Consider the following 25,479-nt stretch of genomic DNA (forward strand, 5'->3'; position numbering starts at 1 on the left):
ACCAGCACAAATAAATTACTCAAATAAATTGTAGTTAATTAGCGACTACCAATATTACCGTATGGAAATTTATTCAATCTGTCGTTGAACTTATCGTTCAAACCACCGGCATTGCCGTTGCCGGCGCTGAGGCCGGGGCTGCTGCAGGCAAAACGGCGGCCCGGATGGCATCGGCCGCCGGCTTTTGCCGCGCCTGAAAACGTACGGTCCTGATGCCGGCCCCTGCGAGCCGTTCATCGCGCACCTTGTCCTTTGCCCGGGAATGGGTCCGGTCATCCAATTCGACGACGGCGACCACCTCGCAGCGCTTGTTACACACGACGTAGTCGATACGCTGCTGCGCAATGCGCAGGCGGTCGCTGTGCGCCACTTTCTTGTCGCTGCTCGACGGTTCCAGCAATGCCGACATGGCAACTTGCGGGAAGATGTAATGCTCCGGCAGCGCCGCCACCAGCCTGCCGAAGAATTCGAGCTCGTTGTCGGTCATGAGTGCGTGTTGTCGGTAGGTTCCGGCGCGGTCGCTTGTCTTGGCGCGGGCAAGCGTCAGTGCGATCAGGACCAGGGCGACAAATAGGGCGGCAAGGAGAAGCGTCATGCTGATGTCTTTTCTCATCTGTTTTATGGAGGCAGGAGAATAGCAATCAATGAGGGCGGCAAAATCCTCGCTTTGTCACAGATTTTCCAGTCCAGCGAAACAATGGCGCTGTTGTCGACACCGGCCGGCTCGTTCGTGCTAACGCGAAGCCGCATCTTTAGGCCTCGTCAACGCTCTCTGCGGTGACCGGCGTTATCGTCAGGCTGCCCGGTCTCGATCTCCGGCGCCCTCCCCCTTTCACGACGCGAACGAGGTTCACCATGGCGATGCCCGCGCTGTTTTCGACACTGGCGAACGGCGCCCGGCTGGTACGGGAACTCGCGCGCCTGCCGGTTGCCCAGCTGCGCTTCGAACTGCAGCGCAATCCCGACGGCATCCGCCGCGCGCATGCGCTGTTCACGCAGCGCCATGCGCGCTACAAGGTCATCGGCAACAAGACCATGGGCGTCGCCCTGATCGACCTGAAGGCCTTCAAGGGCCAGCCGTCCGCCTACCTGGCGACGGTCCAGCGCAGCGGCCACGCCGGACCGCAAAGCAAGAAGGCGACGGCGCGCGGCTACACGCTGCGGCGCATCGACCGCAACGCGCATATCGACGCGATCCACGCGATTCACACCTCGAGCGGCGAACGCCAGGGACGGCCGATGGACGACAGCGTCGTGGCCATCAAGACCGGCTACGACGACCCGCCCCACTTCGAATGCCACGGCGTGTTCGATGCCACCGGCAAGCTGGTGGCCTATTGCAGCATGGGCCGCTACGGCAACTTCGTCGCGACCGACGAGCTGATGGGCTACAAGAACCAGGACGGCATCATGTACCTGCTGCTGTCGACGATCGTGTGCCGCCTGATCGAGGAAGGCGACTTCGATTACTTCATGTACGACACCTACCTCGGGGCGAAACCGGGCCTGCGCGACTTCAAGCGCCGCGTCGGTTTCCAGCCCTATCGCGCGCGTTATGCGCTGGTCTGAGGCGCGCTGCCCAGGAAATCCAGCAGGGTCAAGGCCACCACCTTGGTCGCCTTGCGCAAATCTTCCAGCGCCAGCTTCTCGTCCGCCTTCTTCGCGTTCGATTCCGGCACCGTGCGCGGCCCGGCGCCGTACAGCACCGCCGGGATGCCGCGCTCGCCGTACAGGCGCGCATCGGCATACAGCGGGGTGCCCTTGGCCTGCGGTGCCTCGCCCATCACGTCCATGCCGTTGCGCTGCAGGCTTTCCACCAGCCGGTCCGACCCCGGCAAGGGCCGCAGCGCCTGGGACAGCAGCAGCCGCTTGATGTCCAGGCGGATGCCGGGCAGGCCGCGCACCGCGTCTTCGATCAGAGTGCGCACGCCGGCTTCCACCGCCACCGGATCCTCTTCCGGAATCATGCGCCGGTCCATTTTCATCACCACCTTGCCGGGGACGACGTTGGTGTTGGTGCCGCCGTCGATGCGGCCCACCAGCATGGTCGGCGAATCGATGCCGGGCACGGTCGACTTGATCTTCTTGAGTTCGGGCAGCTGGCCGTAGATCGCGTTGAGGATGCGGGTGGCGGCCTGCAGCGCGTCGACCGCGGTCTCGGGCATCGCGCCGTGGCCGGCCTTGCCGTGCACGGTGATTTCCAGCTGCAGGCAGGCGTTATGGGCGGTGACGATGTCGTAGGCGAAGCCGGCGGCGATCACGAAGTCGGGCTGCGTCAGGTCCTGCTCCAGCAGGTAGCCCGGCCCGAGCAGGCCGCCGAATTCCTCGTCGTAGGTGAAGTGCAGTTCGAGCGCGCCTTTGAGGGGTACGCCGAGTGCCTCCAGCGCGCGCGCGGCGAAGATGTAGGTGGCGAAGTCGCTCTTCGACACCGCCGCCGCGCGCCCATAGATGATGCCATCCTCGACCACGCCGCCGTACGGCGGCTTGCTCCAGCCCTCGCCCGGCGGCACCACGTCGCCGTGGGCGTTCAGGGCCAGCGTCGGTCCGCCTGCGGCGTAGGGCCGGCGCACGATCAGGTTGGTGATGCTTTCCATGCCGTAGTCGCGCACGCGCTCGACCGGCACCGCGTGCTTCTCCGCCTGCCAGCCGTAGGCTGCAAGCTTGTCCGCCACCATGTCCGCATGCGGCGCGTTGTTGCCGGGCGGGGTATCGGTCGGAATGCGGATCATGTCCTGCAAGAAGGCGACCTGTTCGTCGAAATGGGCGTCGATCCACGCCAGCAGCTGTTCCCGTGTCTGTTCCATGTTGTCTTAGTTCGTCTTGGCGCCGCCCTCGAACCAGGCTGCGACCTGGGCCCGTTCGGCGTCCGTCATGTTGGTCATGTTCGCCAGCGGCATCGCCTTCAGCTGCACCGCCTGCTGGTAGATGCGCGCCGCGTTCTGGCTGATGCCCTGCGCGTTGTCGAGCGCGACGCCGGCCGGCGCCGCCGCGAAGCCGGGCTGGGTCGGATGCGCCGCATGGCAGGATACGCAGCGCTGGGCGATGATGCCCTGCACCTGCGCAAACTGGGCGCCGGCACCGGCACTTGCGGCACCCGGCTGGGCCGATGCCGGTGCCGATACCGCCGCCGGTCGCGGCGCAATCGCGATCGCCACCGCCGCCAGCAGCAGCACGCCGATGGCAGGATACTTCCACTCGATGCGGCCCTTGTGGCGCAGGTTGAAGAAGTGGCGGATGAAGACGCCGGCCAGCATGATCATGCCCAGCACGGCCCATGCGTGCGCATGGTGGTAGGTCATCGCGAAGTGGTTGCTGATCATGATGAACAGCACCGGCAGCGTGAAGTAATTGTTGTGGACGCTGCGCTGCTTGCCGCGGATGCCGTAGACCGGATCCGGCTTCTGGCCGGCGCGCATCGCGTTCACCATCTTGCGCTGGCCGGGAATGATCACCATCGCCACGTTGGCCACCATGATGGTGCCGATCATGGCGCCGACATGGATGTAGGCCGCACGGCCGCTGAGGAAATGGGTCAGCACCCAGGTGGCGCCGACCAGGAAGGCGAAGATCACGGCGCCGAAGGCCAGGTCGTGCTTGCCCAACTTGGAGCGGCACAGCAGGTCGTAGAACACCCAGGCCACCACCAGGCTGCCCAGCCCGATGCCGATCGCCTGCCAGCTGGAGAGGTCGGCGACGCTGCGGTCGACCATCATCGCCTGCGCGTTGAAGTAGTAGACGATGGTCAGCAGCGCAAAGCCCGACAGCCAGGTCGAATACGCTTCCCACTTGAACCAGTGCAGCTCGGCCGGCAGTTCGGCCGGGGCAACCATGTATTTTTGCGGGTTGTAGAAGCCGCCGCCGTGCACCGCCCATAGCTCCCCGGCCACGCCCTTGCGGGCCAGCTCGCCGCCCGGCGCCGGCGGACGCAATGAGTTATCCAGCCAGACGAAGTAGAAGGAGGCGCCGATCCAGGCGATGCCGGTGATGATGTGCAGCCATCGCACCAGCAGGTTCATCCATTCGAGGCCATACGGCAGCAGGTAATCCATGAGCATCCCTAAACGAGTAACAACAGGCAAGTTACAACAAGATAATCCGCTTTCCATTTATTCAACATGAAAAATACCGTATATTCAACATACGCACACGCATATACCTGCCGCATAGACCCGCTTACTCGACTGAATCGATGTCCAGCCTGCCCCAGCATCTCGACCTGCACCTGATCCGCATCCTCTACCTGCTGCTGGTCGAAAAAAACGTCTCGCGCGTGGCGCTCAAGCTGAACCAGCCGCAGCCCTCGATCTCGGCGTCGCTGCGCAAGCTGCGCGAACTGACGGGCGATCCGCTGCTGGTGCGCGGCGCGCGCGGCATGGTGCCGACCCAGCACGGCGAAAGCCTGCTCAAGCCGGCCAAGCGCATCCTCGACGAGACCGAGAGCCTGTTCATCAAGAAGTCGCCCTTCATGCCCGAGGAAGCGGCGCGCACCTTCCGCATCGCGGCGCCGGACTATCTCGACACCCAGTTCCTGCCGGGCGTGGTGGCGGCGCTGCGGCGCGGCTCGCCCAACAGCCGCGTGACCCTGCACCACCTGGGACCGGGCACCGACTACCTGCGCATGCTGTCCGACGGCGAAATCGACCTCGTCATCGCCAACTGGGAAGAGCCGCCGGCGCACCTGCACATCTCGAAGCTGTTCGAAGACCCGATCATCTGCACCATGCGCGCCGACAGCGCCTATGCGCGCCGCACCGCGAGCGATGCGATGACGCTCGAGGATTACCTCAGCCTGCCACACGTGGCGCCGTCCGCCATGCTGCCCGGCTACTACGGCGTGGTCGACGCCTTCCTCGAACGCGAGGGCCTGCAGCGCAAGGTGGCCGTGGAGTCGCCCTACTTCGGGCTGATTCCATACATGCTGACCCAGACCGACCTGGTGCTGACCACCGGGCGCCAGTTCATCCGCTTCTATGAGAAGACGCTGCCGCTGAAGAATTTCACGGTGCCGATCAAATTCCCGCCGATGCGCTTTTACCAGCTGTGGCACCAGCGGATGCACCAGTCGCCCGAGCACAAGTGGCTGCGCGACCAGGTGACGGCCGCCGCCCGGGCCTTGGTCAAGGCATGATGCGGCGCGCGATATGGCCGGCATCATCGGCGCCATATAAATAGACAACGTGGTCCGGCTATCATCGGATGCTGCTATCGGAACCTCCATCATGACGACTCTTTCGGATCTCAACCGCCTCGACACCGCCGCCTTCGTGGCACAACTGCACGGCATTTACGAACACTCGCCCTGGATTCCCGAACGCGCCGCCGCCGGGCGTCCGTTCGCCAGCCTGGCCGCGCTCAAGCTGGCGCTGCAGGACGCGGTGGTCCTGGCCAGCGAGGACGAGCAGCTATCGCTGCTGCGCGCCCACCCCGAACTGGCGGGCAAGGCCGCGATCGCGGGCGAACTCACCGCGGAATCGACCGGCGAGCAGGCCGCCTCGGGCCTGGACCGCTGCAGCCCGGACGAGTACGCGGCGCTGCACCAGCTGAACGCCGCCTACAACGCCCGCTTCGGCTTTCCCTTCATCCTGGCGGTCAAGGGTCCCACCGGCCAGGGCCTGACGCGCCAGGCCATCATCGCCACCTTCCGCCGGCGCCTGGGCAACGGGCTGCCGGACGAGATGGCGGAAGCGCTGCGCCAGGTGCACCGCATCGCCGAGATCCGCCTGAACGGCCTGCTCGGGGCCGAACTCGCATTCGGTCCCGCGATCATGGCATGGGCCGAAGAGCTGGGGGGCATCAGCGACGACGAGGACGGCCTCACCTGCGCCTACATGACGCCAGCCCACCAGCGCAGCGCCGCGCGGCTGGCCGACTGGATGCGCGACGCCGGCATGGAGGTCAACATCGACGCGGTCGGCAACGTGGTCGGGCGCTACACGGCGGACGATCCCGATGCCAAAACGCTGATCACCGGCTCCCACTACGACACCGTACGCAACGGCGGCAAGTACGACGGCCGCCTCGGCATCCTGCTACCGCTGGCCATCGTCAAGCAGCTGCACACGCGCGCCGAGCGCCTGCCCTACCACCTCGAACTGATCGCCTTTGCCGAGGAAGAAGGTGTGCGCTTCCGCTCCACTTTCCTGGGCAGTAACGCGGTGGCCGGCCGCTTCGACCTGGCGCTGCTCGACACGCTCGATGCCGGCGGCACCAGCATGCGCACGGCGCTGGAGCAGGCGGGTCACGACCCATCGACCATCCCCGCCATCGCGCGCGATCCGTCCACCCTGCTCGGCTACGTCGAAGTCCACATCGAACAGGGGCCGGTGCTGCTCGAAAAAGGCTTGCCGCTGGGCGTGGTGACGGCGATCGCCGGCAGCTCGCGCTACCTGCTCGAGCTGGAGGGCCTGGCCAGCCACGCCGGCACCACGCCGATGTCGATGCGGCGCGATGCCGCCGCGGCCGCGGCCGAGGTCGTGCTGCTGGTGGAACGACGCTGCAGCGGCGCCGGCGCGCTGGTCGGCACCGTCGGCCAGCTGGCGGTGCCGGACGGTTCCGTCAACGTGATCCCGGGCCGCTGCCGGCTGTCGCTCGACATCCGCGCCGCCAGCGACGAGGAACGCCTGGCGGCGGTGCGTGACGTCTTCGACGGCATCGAAGCGGTGTGCGCGCGCCGCCGCATCGGCCTGAAAGTGGAAAAGCTGCTGGAAGCGCCGGCCGCGCCGTGCGCGCCGCGCTTGATGGACCAGCTGGGCGAGGCCGTGCAGCGCGCCGGCCTGCCGCGCTTCGACCTGCTGTCCGGCGCCGGCCACGACGCCATGGCGATGGCCGCCGTGACCGAGGTCGCGATGCTGTTCACGCGCTGCGGCAACGGCGGCATCAGCCACAATCCGCTCGAAACCATGACGGCGGACGACGCCGACATCGCCGCCCGCGTGCTGCTCGACTTCCTGCGCAAGTACCGCTGACGCCGCCCTACGCTACACTCTCCCGATCGTCAAACACGGAGGGAACATGCAAGACAAGACGCTACGGGTAGGCCTCATCGGTTTCGGCATGGCCGGCCAGACTTTCCATGCGCCACTGGTGCGCGCCACACCCGGCCTGCAGATCACGGCCGTGGCCAGCAGCGGCCCGGACAAGGTGCACGCCGCACTGGGCGACGCGGTCGCGGTGCTGGCCGACCCGCGTGCGCTGGCTACCAGCGACCTGGTCGACCTGGTGGTCGTCGCCAGTCCCAACGACACCCACTTCGAACTGGCCGCGCTGGCCCTGGAGGCCGGCAAGCACGTGGTGGTCGACAAGCCGTTCACGGCGACGGTCGACGAGGCACTGCGCCTGGCCGCGATGGCGCAGGAACGCGGCCTGCTGCTGAGCGTGTTCCACAACCGCCGCTGGGACAGCAGCACGCGCACCGCGGCGAAGGTGCTGGCCGCCGGCACGCTCGGCACCATCCGCCACGCCGCCATCCATTTCGACCGCTTCCGTCCGCAGCCGCAGCCGCGCTGGAAGGAAGCCGCGGCCGCGGGCGGCGGCACCTGGCTGGACCTCGGACCGCACATGCTGCACGAGGCGCTGCATTACTTCGGCTGGCCGCTGGCGATCCAGGCCGACCTGGCGGCGCTGCGGCCGGGCACCCAGGCCGACGACTGTGTCCAGGCGCGCCTGCGCTATGCCGACGGCCTGCGCGTGGACGTCGCCGCCAGCATGCTGACGGCCGCACCGCGTCCGCGCGTGGCGCTGTACGGCACGCGCGGCAGCTACGTCAAGCAGCACCTGGATCCGCAGGAAGCCACGCTGAAGACGGGCCGCATGCCGGACGGCGACGACGATGCCTGGGGCATCGATCCGGATATGGGCATGTTGTCGCTGGAAGATAAGGGCACGGTGACGGCAACCCCGATCGCCACCGAGAATGGCGCCTACCAGGCATACTACCGCGGCGTGCGCGACGCCATCCTGACCGGCGCACCGAATCCTATCCCGCTGGCCGACGCGATCGCGGTCATGCAGTTGCTGGAAGCCGGCCGGCGCAGCCATGAGGAAAGGCGCGAGATCGATCTGGGCGAACGTCCGATATAAGAAAGACAAGCCGACTCATCCAATCTGGCGCACCGGCGCACCACGACGGTGCTCGTGCACGAAAATCGGGCGCATGTTTCGAAGCGCCCGCACGAGGTGCATCGCTCACCAAAATGGAACGGTTATTGCTACTAAAAAGTGCTTACGCATTTCGCCTGCACTTTTTTAGGAACAGTACTGCATGGAAGCTTACAAAAGCGGCGCCGACGCGCTGTTCATCCTGCTCGGCGGGATCATGATCCTGGCGATGCACGCCGGCTTTGCCTTTCTGGAATTGGGGACGGTGCGCCGCAAGAACCAGGTGAACGCCCTGGTCAAGATCCTGATCGACTTCGCGGTGTCGACGGTCGCCTACTTCTTCGTCGGCTACGGCATCGCCTACGGCGTGCACTTCTTCGGCGCCACCGACACCCTGGTCGCCAACAACGGCTATTCGCTGGTGAAGTTCTTCTTCCTGCTGACCTTCGCCGCCGCGATCCCGGCCATCATCTCGGGCGGCATCGCCGAGCGCGCCAAGTTCCATCCGCAAATGGCGGCCACCGCGCTGCTGGTCGGCCTGGTCTATCCCTTCTTCGAGGGCATCGCCTGGAACAACCGCTTCGGCATCCAGGACTGGCTGGCGTCGACTTTCGGCGCGCCCTTCCACGATTTCGCCGGCTCGGTGGTGGTGCATGCGGTCGGCGGCTGGGCCGCCCTGCCCGCGGTGCTGCTGCTCGGCGCCCGGCGCGGCCGCTATGCCAAGGACGGCCGCATCGCCGCCCACCCGCCGTCGAACATCCCCTTCCTGGCGCTGGGCGCGTGGATCCTGATGGTCGGCTGGTTCGGCTTCAACGTGATGAGCGCGCAGACGCTGGACAAGATGAACGGCCTGGTCGCCGTGAATTCGCTGATGGCGCTGGTGGGCGGCACCCTGAGCGCCTTCCTGCTAGGCCGCAACGACCCCGGCTTCACCCACAACGGTCCGCTGGCCGGCCTGGTGGCGGTGTGCGCCGGCTCCGACCTGATGCACCCGCTGGGTGCGCTGGTCACCGGTGCGGTGGCGGGTGCCCTGTTCGTCACCACCTTCACGCTGGCGCAGAACCGCTGGAAGATCGACGACGTGCTCGGCGTGTGGCCGCTGCACGGCCTGTGCGGCGCCTGGGGCGGCATCGCCGCCGGCATTTTCGGCAGCCATGCACTGGGCGGGCTGGGCGGCGTGTCGCTGCTGTCGCAGCTGGCCGGCACCGTGCTCGGCGTCACCATCGCGGGCCTGGGCAGCTGGCTGGTGTACGGCGCCCTGAAGGCCACGGTCGGCCTGCGCCTGGATCCCGAGCAGGAATTCGACGGCGCCGACCTGGCGATCCACCGGATCAGCGCCACGCCGGAACGCGAGACGACCTTCCAATAAATCAGCTGCTGCGCGTGGCCGCCCCGGTGCGCCGGCGCGCGGCCATGTCGGCGATGCGCGCCACCAGCGCGCCCGCATCGACCGGCTTGGCCAGGTAATCGTCGAAGCCGGCCTGCAGCGCCTTGTTGTAGTCGTCCTGGCGCGTCAGCGCGGTCAGGGCGATTGCCGGAATCTCGCCGCCGGCGTCGTGCGGACGGTGCCGGATGCGCCGCATCAGCTCGAAGCCGTCGACGTCGGGCATGCCGATGTCGCTGACGATCACGTCCGGATGCTTTTGCCCACCCTGGCGGTCCAGCAAGGCCAGCGCCATGGCGGCATTCGAGGCCGCCAGCGTCGCGGCGCCGCATTGCTGCAGGATCTGTTCGATCACGTCGAGCGTGTCCGGCGCATCGTCGACCAGCAGCACGCTCAGTCCGGACAGGTCGGCCAGCGCCTCCATCTCGGAAGTGGCCCCGGTACGCTCCCCCGCCTCCGGCTGCGCGCCGGATGCCGGCGCCGCCAGCGGCAGGCGCAGCGTGAAGGTGGTACCGGCGTTTTCACCGGCACTGTCGGCCTCGATGGTGCCGCCGTGCAGCTCGACCAATTGCCTGACGATCGCCAGGCCGAGGCCGAGGCCGCCGTGGCGGCGCGTGATCGAGGCATCCTGCTGGCGGAAGCGGTCGAACACGTGCGGCAGGAATTCCGGCGCGATGCCGATGCCGGAATCGCTCACGCGGACCAGTGCATCGCCGCCGTCGCGCGCCAGCGCCACCTGCACCGTGCCGCCGCCGGGCGTGAACTTGACGGCGTTCGACAGCAGGTTCCACAGCACCTGCTGCAGGCGGCCCGGGTCGCCGAGCACGTCGACGCACATGTCGCTCGCCTCGGCGGCCAGCTCGGTGCGCAGCGTGATGTGCTTGGCCGCTATGGCCGGCTGCACCGTGCCGAGTGCAGCCTCGATCACCTTGGCCAGGTCGACCCGCTGCACGTCCAGGCGCAGGGTACCGGCGACGATGCGGCTCATGTCGAGCAGGTCGTCGATCAGCTGGCCCTGGGCGCGCGCATTGCGCTCGATCGTGTCCAGGCCGCGCCGCAGCGTGGCCTCGTCCCTGACCCCGCGCTGGAGCATACCGGCCCAGCCGAGGATGGCGTTCAGCGGCGTGCGCAGCTCGTGCGACAGCGTGGCCAGGAATTCGTCCTTCATTGCGCTCAGGTGCTCGGCCTGGTCGCGCGCGGCGCGCTCGCGCACCAGCAGCTGCTCGCGCTCGGCGGCGGTCGCCTGCGACATCGCCATGATGCGCGCGTTGGCTTCCAGGCGCGCGTCGAACACGGACGCCATCAGGGCCAGGCTCAGCACGCCGAAAGTGGCGATCACGACCAACAAGGCGAGGCCGCCGCTGTGCGCACCGTCGCGCGCGGCCATGCACACGGCCCCTTCGGGGAAATTGGCCGCAGCCATGCCGGTATAGTGCATGCCGACGATGGCAAAGCCCATCACGATGGCGGCGCCGACGCGCGGCAGCCAGACCCAGGGCGTATTGCGGCGCAGGCGGAACGCGATCCACAATGCCAGCGCCGAGGCGCCGATGGCGATCAGCACCGACAGCGCAAACAGCCAGGGGTCGTAGACAATGCCGGGCGCCATGCGCATCGCCGCCATGCCGGTATAGTGCATCGCATTGATGCCGGCCCCCATCAACAGCGCGCTGAGCGCGAGCCGGATGGGGCCGAGGCGGGCGCGGCCGACCTGCCATAGCGCCAGGCCCGAGGCGGCGATCGGCAGCAGCAGCGACACCACCGTGATCGGGATGTCGAAGGCAATCGGGATCGGCAGGCTGAAAGCCAGCATCCCGACGAAGTGCATGGCCCAGATCCCGGACCCCATCGCAATCGCCCCGCCCACGGTCCAGGCATACCTGGCGCGGCCTTTGGATTCAGCGACGCGGCCGGCCAGGCTGAGTGCGGAATACGAGGCGACGATCGCGACGAAGATCGAGACCAGGACCAGGGAAATATCATAGTGCCCGGTCAGCATCATCCACGCGCGAAGTCAGACCGAAAGTGGTCCTTTTCTATTATGCAACAACGGCGTGCGGTATGGGATGTCCAATCGTGCGCGCGCCATCTTCCGGGCCGGCCGGTGCACCTGCCCGCGCCAGCATCGCATGCAGCAGCACATTGCAGCCGGCTTCCAGGTGGCCGGGCTGGGCGTCCTCGATCTCGTTGTGGCTGATGCCGTCCTTGCAGGGTACGAAGATCATCCCGGCCGGGGCCAGCCGCGCGACATAGATGGCATCGTGCCCGGCGCCCGAGACCACGTCCATGCTGGAATAGCCGAGCGTGGCGGTGGCGGCGCGCACCGCGTCCACGCAATCCGGGTGGAACGGACATGGCGGATAGTAGGACACGCGCTCGAGGTCGATCGACAGGCCGCTATCCTGGCGGGTCCTGTCGATGAAGGCGGTGATTTCCTCGTGCATCGTGTTGAGCAGCGCGTCATTCACGTTGCGCAGGTCGATGCTGAACTTGACCTGGCCCGGAATCACGTTGCGGCTGTTGGGGAACACCTGCACCATGCCGACCGTGCCGCGCCCGTAAGGCGGATAGCGGTTGGCGATGGCCACCACCTCCTGCATGATGGTCGTGGCCACCTGCAGCGCGTCGCGGCGCAGCCCCATCGGGGTCGGGCCGGCGTGCGCTTCCATGCCGCTTACCGTGCAGTCGTACCACGACAGGCCCATCACCGCCGGCACCACGCCGATCACCTTGTCGGCATCTTCCAGCACCGGCCCCTGCTCGATGTGGGCTTCGAAATAGGCGCCGATCGGATGCTCGCCCGGGGTCTGCTCGCCGGCATAGCCGATGCGCGCGAGTTCCTCGCCGACCGACTTCCCTTCGGTGTCGCGCGCCGCGCAGGCGGTCTCCAGGCTGAAGGCGCCGCAGAATACGCCGGAGCCCATCATCACCGGCACGAAGCGCGAGCCTTCCTCGTTGGTCCAGAAGGCGACTTCGATCGGGGCTTCGGTTTGTATATTGTGATCGTTCAGCGTGCGGATCACTTCCAGCCCGGCCAGCACGCCGTAGTTGCCGTCGAACTTGCCGCCGGTCGGCTGGGTGTCGATGTGGCTGCCGGTGACCACCGGGGCCAGCGCCGGGTTGCTGCCTTCACGGCGCATGAAGACGTTGCCGATCCTGTCGACGGTGATGGCGAGACCGGCGTCGCGTCCCCACTGGACCACCAGGTCGCGGCCCTGGCGGTCGAGATCGGTGAGGGCGAGGCGCTTGACGCCGCCCTTGTCGGTGGCGCCGATCCGGGCGAGGTCCATCAGGGAGGTCCATAGGCGGGGGCCGTTGATGCGGAGGTCGTTCATTGTTTCCCCTTCAGTTATCGTAGTCGCAATGCTGAAAATGCGTTACGTCATTCCCGCGCAGGCGGGAACCCAAGTTCGATGAGCCGTCGACACGCGTGCAACTTGGGCCCCTGCCTTCGCAGGGGCGACGTTCAGAGGGTAGCGGCGCTATTCGCGGTTGCGGTTGCGCTTGCGGCTGTTGGGGAGCTTGCAGTGGCGCTTGCAGTCGCACCGGCCCCACCAAACGCCGGCCGCATCACATACCGCCCGGCCCCCTGCTCCGCCCGCAGGTCCCCATCCGCATACACGACCTTCCCGGCCGCCAGCGTATGCGTCGGCACGCCGCGCACGGTGCGGCCCTCGAACACGTTGAACCCGCCCTTCGAATGCTGGGTCGCGGCGGACAAGGTGCGCATCGCCAGCGGATCCCACACCACGAGGTCGGCATCCGCGCCGACGGCCACGGTGCCCTTGCGCGGATACATGTTGAAGATCTGCGCCGCATTGGTCGAGGTCACGCGCACGAATTCGGAAGGAGTCAGGCGGCCGCTGTTGACGCCGGCGTCCCAGACCACCGCCATGCGCTCCTCGACCCCGCCGCAGCCGTTCGGGATGCGGGTGAAGTCGTCGGCGCCCATCGCCTTCTGCTCGGCGCAGAAGGTGCAGTGGTCGGTCGCCGTGGTGTGCAGGTTGCCGCCCTGCAGGCCCTGCCACAGCGCGGCCTGGTGGTGGCTGGAGCGGAACGGCGGGCTCATCACGTGGGCGCGCGCATAGGCCTTGTCGGCGCTAGCGTAGACGCTGTCGTCGATCACCAGGTGGCCGGCCAGCGCTTCGCCGTACACGCGCTGGCCGCGGGCGCGGGCGCGGGCGATGGCGTCCAGCGATTCGGCGCAGGACACGTGCACGATATAGACCGGCGTCCCGAGCACATTGGCGATGGCGATTGCGCGGTTGGCCGCCTCGGCCTCGACTTCCGGCGGACGCGACAGCGGATGCGCTTCCGGCCCGGTGATGCCCTTGGCCAGCAATTCCTTTTGCAGCTGGTACACCAGTTCGCCGTTCTCGGCATGCACGGTCGGTATCGCGCCCAGCTCGAGCGCGCGGCGGAAGCTGTTCACCAGCGTCTCGTCGTCGGCCATGATCGCGTTTTTATAGGCCATGAAGTGCTTGAAGCTGTTCACGCCGTGCTCGCGCACCAGCGTGCCCATGTCGGCATGCACCGATTCGTCCCACCAGGTCACGGCCACGTGGAAGGTGTAGTCGGCCGCCGACTTCCGGGCCCAGCCGCGCCAGGTGTGAAACGCCTCCATCAGCGGCTGTTGCGGACTCGGGATGACGAAGTCCATGATCGTCGTGGTGCCGCCGGCCAGCGCCGCCGCGGTACCGGTGTAGAAATCGTCGCTGGTGACGGTGCCCATGAAGGGCAGCTGCATGTGGGTGTGGGTGTCGATCCCGCCCGGCATCACGTACTGGCCGCCGGCGTCGATGACGGTGGCATGCGGCGGCGCTTCGAGGTTCTCGCCGACGGCAACGATCTTGTCGCCCTCGCACAGGACGTCGGCACGGAAGGCGCGGTCGGCGTTGACGACGGTACCGCCACGGAGTAACACGGACATGGATTTCTCCTTCACAAGGTTTGGAGCGTGCTCCTAGTCGAGCGAGCGGGCCGGCTGCATGGCCGGTACCGCCCTGCCCTTCATCATCAGGCCGTACACCACCGCGGCGATCGCGATGCCGACGAACCAGGCATAGGTATACATCGTCTTGAAGCCGGCGCCGACGTTCGGGAAGGCCTCCGGGAAAGCCGCGTTCAGGAAGCCGGGGATGTTCGGCAGCACGCCGGCGATGAAGGCGACCAGGGCGGCCATGTTCCAGCCATTGCGATATGCATAGATACCGTCGTCGCGGTACAGGTGCTCGACCGCGATGTCGGTCTTGCGGATGAAGTAGTAATCGACGATCAGGATGCCGGCGATCGGCCCCAGCAGCGCCGAGTAGCCGGTCAGCCAGATGAAGATGTAGTTCTCGCTCTTTTCGAGGATCTTCCACGGCATCATGACCAGCGCGATGCCGGCGGTGAGGTAGCCGCCCATGCGGTAGGAAATACGCTCGGGCGACAGCGCCGAAAAGTCGTAGGCGGGGCCGACCATGTTGGCGGCCAGGTTGACGCTGGCGGTGTCGATCAGCAGGACCAGTAGCGCCACCAGCACGGCGATGCCGGTCATGCGGCTGGACAGGTCGACCGGGTCCCACAGCGCCTTGCCGTACAGGACGACGGTGGCCGAGGTCACGGTGACGGCCAGCGCGGCCAGCAGTGCCATCGGCAGCGGCAGGCCGAGCGACTGGCCGATCACCTGGTCGCGCTGGCTCTTTGCAAAACGGGTGAAGTCGGGGATGTTCAGCGCCAGCGTGGCCCAGTAGCCGATCATCGCGGTCAGCGAGGGCCAGAACACGCTCCAGAACAGGCCGGCCTTCGGGCCGCCTTCGACGAATTGCGAGGGCTGGGCCAGCAGCGGGCCGAAGCCGCCGACCTTGTCGTAGACCCACCACAGCAGCAGGAAGCAGATCGCGATCTTCAGCGGCGCCGTATAGGTCTCGAGCTTGCGGATCGATTCCATGCCGTGCACGATGAAATAGAACTGGATCGCCCAGAACGCCAGGAAGCAGCCCAGCTGGCCGGGATTGATGCCGAGCCCCGGCAGGTTGGCGCCGCCGAACGGGCTACCCGCTGTACTACCGATCAGCACGCCAATCAGCGTGTAGATCATGCTGCCGCCGAACCAGGTCTGGATGCCGTACCAGCCGCAGGCGACGATGGCACGCATCAGCGCCGGCAGCCGCGCGCCGCGCGTGCCGAACGAAGTGCGCGCCAGCACCGCGTACGGGATGCCGTACTTGGTGCCGGCATGCCCGATCAGCAGCATCGGCAGCAGCACGATCACGTTGGCGAAGAACACGGTGAACACCGCCTGCCAGGCCGACATGCCGCCCTCGATCAGGCTGGCCGCCAGCATGTAGGCGGGAATGCTGATCACCATGCCGACCCACAGGGCGGCGAAGTGATACCAGCGCCAGGTGCGTTGGGCGACGCTGGTGGGGGCCAGGTCTTCGTTCCAGAGGTCTTTGTTGACGAGTGGGTCGGTGTTCATCGGGGCAATCTCCAGCGGTTACGGTGCGATATGCATATTATCGTTGAACGAGTGGACGGGAGACCCGTCCACCCTACCGCCAAGCACGCGTTGCGCGTAGGGTGGACAGCTCGTTCGCCCGACATTTAGTCGGCCTCACTCCACGCGTTCAACCAGCAAGACTGATGCCAGCTCCGTCGATCACAGTCCGGCTCACACTTCGTCCAATGCAACCTCCGCCCGCGGATTGCGTGCATCCTGTGTCCAGTTCATGTAAGGCTTGCCGGTTTGCTGCGGCACCATGGTGATGCAGCCCTCGACCGGACAGGTGATTTCGCACAAGTTGCAACCCACGCATTCGGCGTCGATGATCTCGTAACGCCGTGCATTTCCCTCCACCAATCGCGCCACCGCCTGGTGCGAGGTGTCTTCGCAGGCCACGTGGCAGCGGCCGCACTGAATGCATTTATCCTGGTCGATGTGGGCGATCACCTGGTAATTCATGTCCAGGTATTTCCAGTCGGTCGTGTTCGGCACGGCCTTGCGCGAGAACGCGGCGATGTCGGCATAGCCCTGCGCATCCATCCAGCGCGACAGGCCGTCTTTCATCTCCTCGACGATACGGAAGCCGTGCAGCATCGCCGCGGTGCAGACCTGCACCGATCCGGCGCCCAGCGCGATGAATTCGGCGGCGTCGCGCCAGTTGCCGATGCCGCCGATGCCCGAGATCGGCAGCTTGCCGGTGACCGGGTCGCGCGCGATCTCGGCCACCATGTTGAGCGCGATCGGCTTGACCGCCGTGCCGCAGTAGCCGCCGTGGGTACTGGCGCCGCCGACGACCGGATACGCGACCATGCGGTCCAGGTCCAGGTGGGTGATCGAGTTAATGGTGTTGATCAGCGAGACCGCGTCCGCCCCGCCGGCCAGCGCCGCCCGCGCCGGCGCGCGCACGTCGGTGATGTTGGGCGTGAGCTTCACGATCACCGGCAGCCTGGTGTACATCTTGCACCAGCGCGTGACCAGTTCGATCAGGTCCGGCTGCTGGCCCACGGCCGCGCCCATGCCGCGCTCGGGCATGCCGTGCGGGCAGCCGAAGTTCAGTTCGATGCCGTCGGCACCGGTGGCTTCCACCAGCGGCAGGATGTCGCGCCACGGCGCTTCCTCGCACGGCAGCATCATCGACACGACCATGGCACGGTCCGGCCATGCCTTTTTCACCGCCGTGATCTCGCGCAGGTTGATTTCCAGGCTGCGGTCGGTGATCAGCTCGATGTTGTTGAAGCCGATGACGTCGCGGTTCTTGCCGTGCAGTGCGGAATAGCGCGACGAAACGTTGACCGCCGGCGGGTCTTCGCCCAGCGTCTTCCACACCACGCCGCCCCAGCCGGCCTCGAAGGCGCGCACCACGTTGTAGGCCTTGTCGGTCGGCGGCGCCGAGGCCAGCCAGAACGGATTCGGCGATTTGATGCCGCAAAAATCGATGCTCAGGTCGGCCATCATGCCCCCGCTGCGAATGAAGTGGATGAAATCGACTGGATGTCGCCATGGATGGCGAGCGCGGCCATCTTGCCGTGCTGGACCGCCTGCACCGTCAGGTCCTGCCCCGGCGCGATGCAGTCGCCGCCGGCATACACGCCCGGCAGCGCGGTGCGGAAAAAGGAATCGACGTGGATCTTGTCGCTGCCCGCGTCACGTTCCAGTTCGCGTGCGAGCGGATCGTCCAGGCTGCCGCCGTCCCCGCTCTTGCCCATCGTTTGCCCGATGGCCTTGAACACGGCATCGGCCGCGATCTCGACGATGGCGCCGGTCCCGGCCAGGCGTCCGCCTTCCATCCTCGTTTCCTCGAAGCGCATGCCGCGCACTTTGCCGGACGCGTCCAGCAATACCTCGAGCGGCGCCGCCCAGGTGCGCATATGGACGAAATTCTGCTTGGCGATCTCGATCTCGTGGCCGGTCGCGCTCATCGCCTCGACGCCGCGCCGGTACACCAGCGTGACCTCGTCGGCGCCCAGGCGCTTCAGCTGCACCGCCATGTCGATCGCGGTATTGCCGGCGCCGATGACGATGGCGCGGCGCGGCACCGGCAGCGCGGCCAGGTCCTGCGCCTGGCGCAGGGTGGATATATAGTCGACCGCGGCGCTCAGGCCGGGCGCATCCTCGCCGGTCAGTCCGAGCCGGCGGCTGGCGCCCAGGCCGATGCCGAGGAAGACCGCGTCGTAGCGGGTATGCAGGTCCTGCAGGTGCAGGTTGACGCCCAGGATCTGCCCGTGGCGCACCTCGATCCCGCCGATCGACAGCAAAAAGTCGACCTCGCGCTGCGCGAAGTCGCCCGGCAGCTTGTACTTGGCGATGCCGTACTCGTTCAGGCCGCCGGATTTCTCGCGCGTCTCGAACACGACCACGTCGTGGCCCAGCATCGCCAGCCGGTGCGCACAGGCCAGCCCGGCCGGACCGGCGCCGACCACGGCCACCGTCTTGCCGGTGCCCGGCGCGCGCTGGAACGGATGGCTGTCGAAGCGGGCGTTGTCGATGGCGTGGCGCTGGAGCAGGCCGATTTTCACGGGCTGACCCTCGGCGTCGTTGTTGCGCACGCAGGCGTCCTCGCACAGGATCTCGGTCGGACAGACGCGCGAACAGGCGCCGCCGAAGATGTTCTGCTTCAGGATGCCAATGGCGGCACCGGTCACGTTGTGGTCGTGGATGTTGCGGATGAAGCTGGCGACGTCGATGCCGGTCGGGCAGGCGCGCGTGCAGGGTGCGTCATAGCAGTACAGGCAGCGCGCGCTTTCGATGGCGGCCTGGCGCGCGGTGAGCGGCGGGGCGAGGTCGGTGAAGCGGTCGGCCAGGGCGGCGTGGGTGGCCGTGGCTGGGGGGAGGTGCTGCAATGACTCGATCATGGGCATCCCTTCTATATTTTGCGACCTTCGTAGGGTGGGCACTCCGTGCCTACGCGGAAGCCGGCATCATGCAAACGTTTGCGTGGGCACAGGGTGCCCACCCTACGGCTAACGATTTTTCATTTCATCTGCGGAAACGCAAACTCCGCCCCGCTGCTGGCAGTATTCGGCCAGCGCTGCATCACCGCCTTGTGCCGCGTATAAAACCGCACGCCTTCCGGCCCGTACGCGTGGTGGTCGCCGAACAGGCTGCGCTTCCAGCCGCCGAAGCTGTTGAAGGCCATCGGCACCGGCAGCGGCACGTTCACGCCCACCATCCCGACCTGGACCTGGCGCACGAATTCGCGCGCCACGCCGCCGTCGCGGGTGAAGACGGCGACGCCGTTGCCGTATTCGTTGGCGTTGATGAGTTCCAGGGCGCTGCCGACGTCCGGCAGGCGCACCACGCACAGCACCGGCCCGAAGATTTCTTCCTTGTAGATGCTCATCGACGGCTGCACGTGGTCGAACAGCGTGCCGCCGACAAAGAAGCCGTTCTCGCAGCCGGCCACCCGGTGGCCGCGGCCGTCGACCACCAGCGTGGCGCCCTGCTCCACGCCTTGGCCGATCAGCTTTTCGATGCGGCCCTTGGCAGCCGCGGTGACCACCGGCCCCATCTCGGCCCCGGGCGTCATGCCGTCGCCGATCTTGAGTGCGGCGGTGCGCTCGGCAAGCGCCGCCACCAAGCGGTCGCCGGCATCGCCGACCGCCACCGCGACCGAGATCGCCATGCAGCGCTCGCCGGCCGAGCCGTAGGCGGCGCCCATCAGCGCATCGACCGCCATTTCCATGTCGGCGTCCGGCATCACGACCATGTGGTTCTTGGCGCCGCCCAGCGCCTGCACGCGCTTGCCGGAGGCGGTGCCGCGCGCATAGATGTATTCCGCGATCGGGGTCGAGCCGACGAAGCTGAGCGCCTGGATATCCGGGTGGTCCAGCAGCGCGTCGACCGCCGTTTTGTCGCCCTGCACCACGTTGAACACGCCATCCGGCAGCCCGGCCTCCTTCAGCAGGCGCGCATGCAGCAGCGACGGCGACGGATCGCGCTCGGACGGTTTCAGCACGAAAGTATTGCCGCAGGCGATGGCGACCGGGAACATCCACATCGGCACCATCACCGGGAAGTTGAACGGCGTGATGCCGGCCACCACGCCGAGCGGCTGGCGCATCGACCAGGCGTCGATGCCGCGCGCGATCTGGTCGGTGAATTCGCCCTTGAGCATCTGCGGGATGCCGACCGCGAATTCGACCACCTCGATGCCGCGCGCCACCTCGCCCTGGGCATCCGGGAAGGTCTTGCCGTGTTCGCGCACCACCATCGCCGCGAAGTGGTCGGTGTGCTGCTGGCACAGCTGCAGGTACTTGAAGAGCACGCGGGCGCGTGCCAGCGGCGGGGTCGCGGCCCAGGCCGGGAATGCCGCACTGGCTGCCGCCACGGCGGCCTCGATGTCTTGCGTATCGGCCAGCGCCACCCGCGCGCAGGGTTCGCCCCGCGCCGGGTTGTAGACGTCGGCAAAGCGCGCACCGCCGCCTTCCACGCCGCGTCCATCGATGAAATGCCCGATCGTTTCCATGTTCATCCTCAGTCCAGGTTCTTGAGCACGTCGCGCAGCTTGCCGAACAGCTCGTCGATGTGCGATTTTTCGAGCACCAGCGGCGGCGACAGCGCGATGATGTCGCCCGTCGTGCGGATCAGCACGCCGTCGGCGAAGGCCTTCTTGAATGCGGCATAGGCGCGCGCGCCGACCTTGCCGGGAATGCTTTCCAGCTCGATGCCGGCAACCAGGCCGATGGTGCGGATGTCGATCACGTGCGGCAGGCCGCGCAGGCTGTGCACCGCGTCTTCCCAGTACGGCTGCATCGATGCCGCATGCTCCAGGATCTTCTCCTCCTTGAACACCTCGAGCGTGGCCAGGCCGGCGGCGCAGGCCAGCGGATGGCCTGAATAGGTGTAGCCGTGGAACAGCTCGATGCCGGCCGGCGCCTCCATGAATGCGTCGTGGATGAACTGTTTGGAGAACACCGCGCCCATCGGCACGGTGCCGTTGGTGATGCCCTTGGCCGTGGTCATCATGTCCGGCTCGACCTCGAAATAGTCGGCCGCGAACGGCGTGGTCAGGCGCCCGAAGCCGGTGATGACCTCGTCGAAAATCAGCAGGATGCCGTACTTGTCGCAGATCTCGCGCAGGCGCTTCAGGTAGCCCTTGGGCGGCACCAGCACGCCGGTGGAACCCGACACCGGCTCGATGATCACGGCGGCGATGGTGGACGGGTCGTGCAGCGTGACGATGCGTTCCAGCTCGTCCGCCAGTTCGACCCCGAAGTCCGGCTCGCCGCGCGAGAACGCGTTCTTGAGCAGGTTGTGCGTGTGCGGCAGGTGGTCGACCCCGGGCAGCAGTGGGCCGAAGCTCTTGCGGTTGGCGCCGATGCCGCCCACCGACAAGCCGCCGAAGCCGACGCCGTGGTAGCCGCGCTCGCGGCCGATCAGGCGCGTGCGCCCGCCCTCGCCGCGCGCCTTGTGATAAGCCAGCGCCATCTTGAGGGCGGTATCGACCGCTTCCGAGCCGGAATTGGTGTAGAACACGTGGCCGAACTTGTGGTTGGTGTAGTCCATCAGCCGTTCGGCCAGGTCGAAGGCGGCCGGGTGGCCCATCTGGAAGGTCGGCGCGAAGTCGAGCTGGCCGACCATTTCGCTGACCGCGGCGACGATCTTCGGCTGGCGGTGGCCCAGGGGCACGCACCATAGGCCGGCGGTGCCGTCGAGGACGATGTTGCCGTCGACGTCCTTGTAATACATCCCCTCGGCCGAGACCAGAAGGCGCGGGCTGGCCTTGAAGTCGCGGTTGTTGGTGAATGGCATCCAGAAAGCCCCCATGGACGCCGGTCTGGTCTCGTTCATTACGACTCCCCTCTCCGTTATCGCCAAAAAGATTTACCAGTTGGCAAAATCATGATGCAATAATAGTCAGCAGTACCACGGCGGCACATATACACAACCAGCGAAAAGTGGCCAACCGTACAGGCAGCATAACCAGTACAGTTGCCGGGGGGCGCACCCCGTTCGCACCGATGGAGTGGCGATGGACAGTACGGCGGCAGGCGCAGCAAAAACAGGCGATGCAACAGCAGGCGACCCAGCGGCAGGCGACAGCGGCAAGTCCGACTGGCCGATCCTCGCCATCGACCGCCAGCGGCGCGGCAGCCTGGTCGACCAGATCGTGGCCGCCATCGCCGACATGGTCAACCGGCGCGAGCTGCGCGCCGGCACCAAGATGCCCTCGGTTCGACAATTCGCAAAGTCGAACGGCGTCAGCACCTTCACGGTCGTCGAATCCTATGACCGCCTGCTGCATCTGGGACTCCTGTCCTCGCGCCGCGGTTCCGGCTTTTTCGTGGCGCGCGGCGGTCCGGATGCGCCGCAGCAACCGGTGCTGGTGCCGGCCGGCGCAGCCGCCGTGGACGCCCTCACCTCCGATTTGTATTCGGGCCAGTCCGATGCGCTGCCGGTCGGCGCCGGCTGGCTGCCGCCCGAGTGGTATGGCGAATCGACGCTGCTCGATGCCGTGCGCCACGCGATGAAGATCCCGGCCAGGCGCCTGCGCGGCTACGGCCACCCGCTCGGTTTTCCGGCCCTGCGCCAGCACATGGCGACGACGCTGTCCGACGAGCTGTTCGCGCTCGAACCCGAGCAGGTCCTGCTGACCCACGGCGCCACCCACGCCTTCGACCTGATATTGCGGACCCTCACCCGCCCCGGCGACGTCGTGTTGGTCGAGGATCCCGGCTACAGCAACCTGCTGGCGCTGGTGCGCCACCACGGCTGCGTCGCGGTCGGCATCCCGCGCGGGCCGAACGGCCTCGACATGGAAGCGCTGGCCAGGCAGGCGGCGGCAGCGCAACCGAAGCTGATGTTCGTCAACACCGTGCTGCAGAATCCGCTCGGCACCTCGCTGTCGCAGGCGCAGGCGCACCGCCTGCTGGGCCTGGCCGAGCAGTTCGATTTCTGGCTGGTCGAGGACGACATCTACCGCGAACTGGCGGCACGCGGCGACGCCTCGCTGGCGGCGATGGACGGGCTGCGGCGCGTGATCCGCATCGGCAGTTTTTCGAAAACCCTGTCGCCGGTGCTGCGGGTGGGCTCGATCTGCGCCTCCACGTCCCTGATTCCGGAACTGGTGCGCGTAAAAATGCTGGCCGGGCTGACCACGTCCGAGATCAACGAGCGCGCCGTGCTCGACGCCATCAGCAGCCGCGCCTATCGTAAGCTGGTCGAGCGCCTGGTGCTGCAGTTGGACGCCGCGCGCGAACGGGCACTGGAGCGGCTGCAGGATGCCGGCCTGGTGCCGCTGGCGCGTCCGCGCGGCGGGCTGTTCGTCAGCGCCGGGCTGCCGGGCGCACGATGCAGCGGGCGTGCCATCGCCGAGAAAGCGCTGCGCGCCGGCATCCTGCTGGCCCCGGGCGAGTTCTTCAGTCTAGCTCCACCCGGCCAGGCCTGGTTCCGCTTCAATGTCGCCTATGCCGCCGAACCGCTGCTACTCGATTTCCTGCGCTCGCAGTCTTGAAGAAGGAAAGCCCCATGCACACCAGCGCCAGCCCGCGCCTGCTCAACCGCGACAAGGTGGAAAAAACGATCCTGCTCGAAGCCGTACGCCTGTTCGCCGAATGCGGCTTCGAAGGCACCTCGATCGCCACCGTGGCCGAGCGCGCCGGCCTGTCCAAGCAGAACCTGATGTATTACTTTCCGACCAAGCAGGCGCTCTACCAGCGTGTACTGGACAACGTGCTGGACGACTGGCTGGCGCGCATGGCCAGCCTGGCCGACGGCGACAAGGACCCGGGCGGCGTCCTGCGCGCCTACGTGGCCGCCAAGCTGCGCTTCTCGCGCGAGCAGCCGCTGGCCTCGCGCGTGTATGCGCTGGAAGTGATCGGCGGCGCCAAGCTGTACGGCGAGCAGATCCGGCGCCGCGTGGTGCCACTGCTACGCGCCGACATCGCCGTGTTCGAGCGCTGGATCGGCGAAGGAAAAATCGCGCCGGTGAACGCGACGCACCTGCTGTTCGCGGTCTGGGCCATGACGCAATCGTATGCCGACTTCTCGGCCCAGATGGCGCTGGTGCTCGACCGCGACGCCCTGCAGCAGCAGGATTTCGACGACGGCGCCCAGCTCATTACCGCCATGGTGCTGGCGGCCGTCGGCCTCAACCAACCCTAGGAGCGACCGTGCCCCAGCTGACCCCGACCGTCCTGAAGACCGAACGCCTGCTGCTGCGCTGGCTGGACGAGGGCGATACCGACGCCCATTTCGCCGTGTTCTCCGATCCGGAAGTGACGCGCTACTGGAGCGGCTCCCCATGGACCGAGCGCGCACAGGCCGTCAAGGGCATCGCCGACACCATCGCCAACTATGCCGACGGCAGCGGACTGCGCTTCGGTATCGTGCTGGCCGCCACTGGCGAATTGATCGGCAACGCCACGCTGCACCACTTCTTCGAGCAGAACCGCCGCTGCGAGATGGGCTATGCCCTGGGCAGCCGCCACTGGGGACAAGGCTATGCCTCCGAAGCCCTGCGCGCACTGATCGACTATGGCTTCCGCGAGCTCGACCTGAACCGGATCGAAGCCGACGTCGATCCGCAGAACGCCGGGTCGATGCGGGTGCTGGAAAAGCTCGGCTTCAGGAAGGAAGGCTACATGCCGGAACGCTGGATCGTGCATGGCGAGACGGCCGACACGGTGTTCTACGGCTTGCTGCGGCGCTACTGGGCTGGGCCCTGACGACATGGCAATGCCCAGCGCCGAGTTAACTGAAACAGGGCTGTGTCGTTTGTAATCGTGTGTTGCCGGCGTAGGATGACTCTCACTGACACACGACCATTGGTCCGATGACTTCGACACGTGAGGCCGCTATTCTGAACCAACACGACGCACATTGCTGCCGCGTTGGCGGCCATGTGGACCATTTCAGAGTAGCAAGACCAAGGAGAATATCATGCGTAAACAGATCATCACCGCCGCCATGCTTGCCGCCATGTCCACCCTCGCTTTCGCCCAGACCACCTCGGCTGGCCAGAGCGGCTCCGCAACCGGTTCGGCCGCCGGCAACGCGTCGCTCGGTTCCTCGTCGATGGGCAGCACGTCGATGGGCACCGGCGTGGGCGGCTCGCAGACCGGCACGGTCGGCCTGACGCCGTCCGCCGGCGGCATGGCCGGCCAGGCAACCGGCAGCAGCGCCACAACCCCGGTACCGGGCACCATGAGCACGCCATCGGCACTGCCGAACACTGGCTCGGCCCAGCAATCGGGCAGCCTGGGTTCGAGCGCCACGGGCTCGATGTCCTCGGGCAGCTCGCTGAACAACGGCACCGGCACCATGTCGTCGGGCAGCACCCTGAACAACGGCACCGGCTCGATGTCGTCCGGTTCCACCCTGCATAACGGCACCCGTGCCACCGGCACCACCCGCAGCAGCTCGCAGCGCACCCCACTGCCGAACGGCACCGGCGTCGGCACCAACGGCGGCGTGGTCGGCGGCTCGGCGACCGGCACCGGTACCGGTACTGCCACCGGCGGCATGAGCAGCAGCGGCGTGCAGCGTTAAGAGAGGTCAGAGCCCGGTTTTG

Annotated in this window: 20 protein-coding genes; 9 read left to right on the forward strand and 11 right to left on the reverse strand. The window is 66.9% G+C overall.

What is annotated here, in order from left to right; all coding sequences use genetic code 11:
* Positions 1-97: 97 nt before the first annotated feature.
* Positions 98-613, reverse strand: coding sequence for a DUF2726 domain-containing protein (locus U1H99_RS17255; RefSeq protein ID WP_323142950.1), 516 nt, complete (start codon positions 611-613; stop codon positions 98-100).
* A gap of 242 nt (positions 614-855) precedes the next feature.
* Here U1H99_RS17255 and U1H99_RS17260 point away from each other — a divergent pair, with 242 nt between their 5' ends.
* Positions 856-1,569 (forward strand): hypothetical protein, encoded by a 714-nt coding sequence (locus tag U1H99_RS17260; protein ID WP_323142951.1) that lies wholly within the window; start codon positions 856-858, stop codon positions 1,567-1,569.
* On the opposite strand, the gene U1H99_RS17265 is transcribed toward U1H99_RS17260, so the two are convergent.
* Positions 1,554-2,804 carry an ArgE/DapE family deacylase gene (locus U1H99_RS17265; RefSeq protein WP_323142952.1) on the reverse strand — a complete coding sequence of 417 codons (1,251 nt, stop codon included), beginning with the start codon at positions 2,802-2,804 and terminating at the stop codon, positions 1,554-1,556. The genes U1H99_RS17260 and U1H99_RS17265 overlap by 16 nt on opposite strands.
* A 6-nt stretch (positions 2,805-2,810) precedes the next feature.
* Entirely contained in the window at positions 2,811-4,055 is a 1,245-nt protein-coding gene (locus U1H99_RS17270) for a urate hydroxylase PuuD (RefSeq protein WP_375341626.1), read from the reverse strand.
* Between the two features lie 134 nt (positions 4,056-4,189).
* Between U1H99_RS17270 and U1H99_RS17275 the strand changes: the two genes are divergently transcribed.
* The 4 genes from U1H99_RS17275 to U1H99_RS17290 all read left to right on the forward strand — a co-directional run bounded on the left by U1H99_RS17275 (position 4,190) and on the right by U1H99_RS17290 (position 9,466).
* On the forward strand, positions 4,190-5,128 hold the full coding sequence (locus U1H99_RS17275) for a LysR family transcriptional regulator (protein WP_323142954.1): 939 nt from the start codon (positions 4,190-4,192) through the stop codon (positions 5,126-5,128).
* A gap of 91 nt (positions 5,129-5,219) precedes the next feature.
* A complete protein-coding gene (locus U1H99_RS17280) occupies positions 5,220-6,965 on the forward strand; it encodes an allantoate amidohydrolase (protein WP_323142955.1) in 1,746 nt (581 codons plus the stop codon).
* A gap of 46 nt (positions 6,966-7,011) precedes the next feature.
* Positions 7,012-8,079: an oxidoreductase gene (locus U1H99_RS17285; RefSeq protein ID WP_323142956.1), complete on the forward strand. Its 1,068-nt coding sequence runs from the start codon at positions 7,012-7,014 to the stop codon at positions 8,077-8,079.
* 181 nt (positions 8,080-8,260) lie between these two features.
* A complete protein-coding gene (locus tag U1H99_RS17290) occupies positions 8,261-9,466 on the forward strand; it encodes an ammonium transporter (protein ID WP_323142957.1) in 1,206 nt (401 codons plus the stop codon).
* Between the two features lies 1 nt (position 9,467).
* On the opposite strand, the gene U1H99_RS17295 is transcribed toward U1H99_RS17290, so the two are convergent.
* The 8 genes from U1H99_RS17295 to aptA all read right to left on the reverse strand — a co-directional run bounded on the left by U1H99_RS17295 (position 9,468) and on the right by aptA (position 21,758).
* Positions 9,468-11,483 carry an MHYT domain-containing protein gene (locus U1H99_RS17295; RefSeq protein WP_323142958.1) on the reverse strand — a complete coding sequence of 672 codons (2,016 nt, stop codon included), beginning with the start codon at positions 11,481-11,483 and terminating at the stop codon, positions 9,468-9,470.
* 37 nt (positions 11,484-11,520) lie between these two features.
* Positions 11,521-12,816 carry a Zn-dependent hydrolase gene (locus U1H99_RS17300; RefSeq protein WP_323142959.1) on the reverse strand — a complete coding sequence of 432 codons (1,296 nt, stop codon included), beginning with the start codon at positions 12,814-12,816 and terminating at the stop codon, positions 11,521-11,523.
* Positions 12,817-12,947: 131 nt separating this feature from the next.
* The gene (gene hydA, locus U1H99_RS17305; RefSeq protein ID WP_323142960.1) at positions 12,948-14,411 is read right to left on the reverse strand and encodes a dihydropyrimidinase; all 1,464 of its coding nucleotides are present in this window, start codon (positions 14,409-14,411) and stop codon (positions 12,948-12,950) included.
* A gap of 33 nt (positions 14,412-14,444) precedes the next feature.
* Positions 14,445-15,944, reverse strand: coding sequence for an NCS1 family nucleobase:cation symporter-1 (locus tag U1H99_RS17310; protein ID WP_323142961.1), 1,500 nt, complete (start codon positions 15,942-15,944; stop codon positions 14,445-14,447).
* 192 nt (positions 15,945-16,136) lie between these two features.
* Positions 16,137-17,420 carry an NAD-dependent dihydropyrimidine dehydrogenase subunit PreA gene (gene preA, locus U1H99_RS17315; RefSeq protein ID WP_323143265.1) on the reverse strand — a complete coding sequence of 428 codons (1,284 nt, stop codon included), beginning with the start codon at positions 17,418-17,420 and terminating at the stop codon, positions 16,137-16,139.
* Complete coding sequence (locus U1H99_RS17320; RefSeq protein WP_323142962.1) at positions 17,420-18,820, reverse strand: NAD(P)-dependent oxidoreductase; 1,401 nt, start codon at positions 18,818-18,820, stop codon at positions 17,420-17,422. Before U1H99_RS17320 ends, preA begins: the two co-directional genes overlap by 1 nt.
* A 119-nt stretch (positions 18,821-18,939) precedes the next feature.
* A complete protein-coding gene (locus U1H99_RS17325) occupies positions 18,940-20,433 on the reverse strand; it encodes a CoA-acylating methylmalonate-semialdehyde dehydrogenase (RefSeq protein WP_323142963.1) in 1,494 nt (497 codons plus the stop codon).
* A gap of 8 nt (positions 20,434-20,441) precedes the next feature.
* Positions 20,442-21,758 carry an omega-aminotransferase AptA gene (aptA, locus tag U1H99_RS17330; protein ID WP_323142964.1) on the reverse strand — a complete coding sequence of 439 codons (1,317 nt, stop codon included), beginning with the start codon at positions 21,756-21,758 and terminating at the stop codon, positions 20,442-20,444.
* Between the two features lie 181 nt (positions 21,759-21,939).
* Here aptA and U1H99_RS17335 point away from each other — a divergent pair, with 181 nt between their 5' ends.
* The 4 genes from U1H99_RS17335 to U1H99_RS17350 all read left to right on the forward strand — a co-directional run bounded on the left by U1H99_RS17335 (position 21,940) and on the right by U1H99_RS17350 (position 25,457).
* Complete coding sequence (locus U1H99_RS17335; protein WP_323142965.1) at positions 21,940-23,421, forward strand: aminotransferase-like domain-containing protein; 1,482 nt, start codon at positions 21,940-21,942, stop codon at positions 23,419-23,421.
* 14 nt (positions 23,422-23,435) lie between these two features.
* Entirely contained in the window at positions 23,436-24,071 is a 636-nt protein-coding gene (locus U1H99_RS17340; protein WP_323142966.1) for a TetR/AcrR family transcriptional regulator, read from the forward strand.
* An 8-nt stretch (positions 24,072-24,079) separates the two neighbouring features.
* On the forward strand, positions 24,080-24,634 hold the full coding sequence (locus tag U1H99_RS17345; RefSeq protein ID WP_323142967.1) for a GNAT family N-acetyltransferase: 555 nt from the start codon (positions 24,080-24,082) through the stop codon (positions 24,632-24,634).
* 214 nt (positions 24,635-24,848) lie between these two features.
* Entirely contained in the window at positions 24,849-25,457 is a 609-nt protein-coding gene (locus tag U1H99_RS17350; RefSeq protein ID WP_323142968.1) for a hypothetical protein, read from the forward strand.
* Positions 25,458-25,479 lie beyond the last annotated feature (22 nt).

Origin of the sequence: Massilia phyllosphaerae, from assembly GCF_034659755.1 — a bacterium.
GTDB classification, from domain to species: Bacteria; Pseudomonadota; Gammaproteobacteria; order Burkholderiales; family Burkholderiaceae_D; genus Telluria; species Telluria phyllosphaerae.

Coding starts and splice junctions, on each gene's coding strand:
- U1H99_RS17255 (WP_323142950.1), bottom strand. CDS start 613: ATGAGAAAAGACATCAGCATGACGCTTCTCCTTGCCGCCCTATTTGTC.
- U1H99_RS17260 (WP_323142951.1), top strand. CDS start 856: ATGGCGATGCCCGCGCTGTTTTCGACACTGGCGAACGGCGCCCGGCTG.
- U1H99_RS17265 (WP_323142952.1), bottom strand. CDS start 2,804: ATGGAACAGACACGGGAACAGCTGCTGGCGTGGATCGACGCCCATTTC.
- U1H99_RS17270 (WP_375341626.1), bottom strand. CDS start 4,055: ATGCTCATGGATTACCTGCTGCCGTATGGCCTCGAATGGATGAACCTG.
- U1H99_RS17275 (WP_323142954.1), top strand. CDS start 4,190: ATGTCCAGCCTGCCCCAGCATCTCGACCTGCACCTGATCCGCATCCTC.
- U1H99_RS17280 (WP_323142955.1), top strand. CDS start 5,220: ATGACGACTCTTTCGGATCTCAACCGCCTCGACACCGCCGCCTTCGTG.
- U1H99_RS17285 (WP_323142956.1), top strand. CDS start 7,012: ATGCAAGACAAGACGCTACGGGTAGGCCTCATCGGTTTCGGCATGGCC.
- U1H99_RS17290 (WP_323142957.1), top strand. CDS start 8,261: ATGGAAGCTTACAAAAGCGGCGCCGACGCGCTGTTCATCCTGCTCGGC.
- U1H99_RS17295 (WP_323142958.1), bottom strand. CDS start 11,483: ATGATGCTGACCGGGCACTATGATATTTCCCTGGTCCTGGTCTCGATC.
- U1H99_RS17300 (WP_323142959.1), bottom strand. CDS start 12,816: ATGAACGACCTCCGCATCAACGGCCCCCGCCTATGGACCTCCCTGATG.
- hydA (WP_323142960.1), bottom strand. CDS start 14,411: ATGTCCGTGTTACTCCGTGGCGGTACCGTCGTCAACGCCGACCGCGCC.
- U1H99_RS17310 (WP_323142961.1), bottom strand. CDS start 15,944: ATGAACACCGACCCACTCGTCAACAAAGACCTCTGGAACGAAGACCTG.
- preA (WP_323143265.1), bottom strand. CDS start 17,420: ATGGCCGACCTGAGCATCGATTTTTGCGGCATCAAATCGCCGAATCCG.
- U1H99_RS17320 (WP_323142962.1), bottom strand. CDS start 18,820: ATGATCGAGTCATTGCAGCACCTCCCCCCAGCCACGGCCACCCACGCC.
- U1H99_RS17325 (WP_323142963.1), bottom strand. CDS start 20,433: ATGGAAACGATCGGGCATTTCATCGATGGACGCGGCGTGGAAGGCGGC.
- aptA (WP_323142964.1), bottom strand. CDS start 21,758: ATGAACGAGACCAGACCGGCGTCCATGGGGGCTTTCTGGATGCCATTC.
- U1H99_RS17335 (WP_323142965.1), top strand. CDS start 21,940: ATGGACAGTACGGCGGCAGGCGCAGCAAAAACAGGCGATGCAACAGCA.
- U1H99_RS17340 (WP_323142966.1), top strand. CDS start 23,436: ATGCACACCAGCGCCAGCCCGCGCCTGCTCAACCGCGACAAGGTGGAA.
- U1H99_RS17350 (WP_323142968.1), top strand. CDS start 24,849: ATGCGTAAACAGATCATCACCGCCGCCATGCTTGCCGCCATGTCCACC.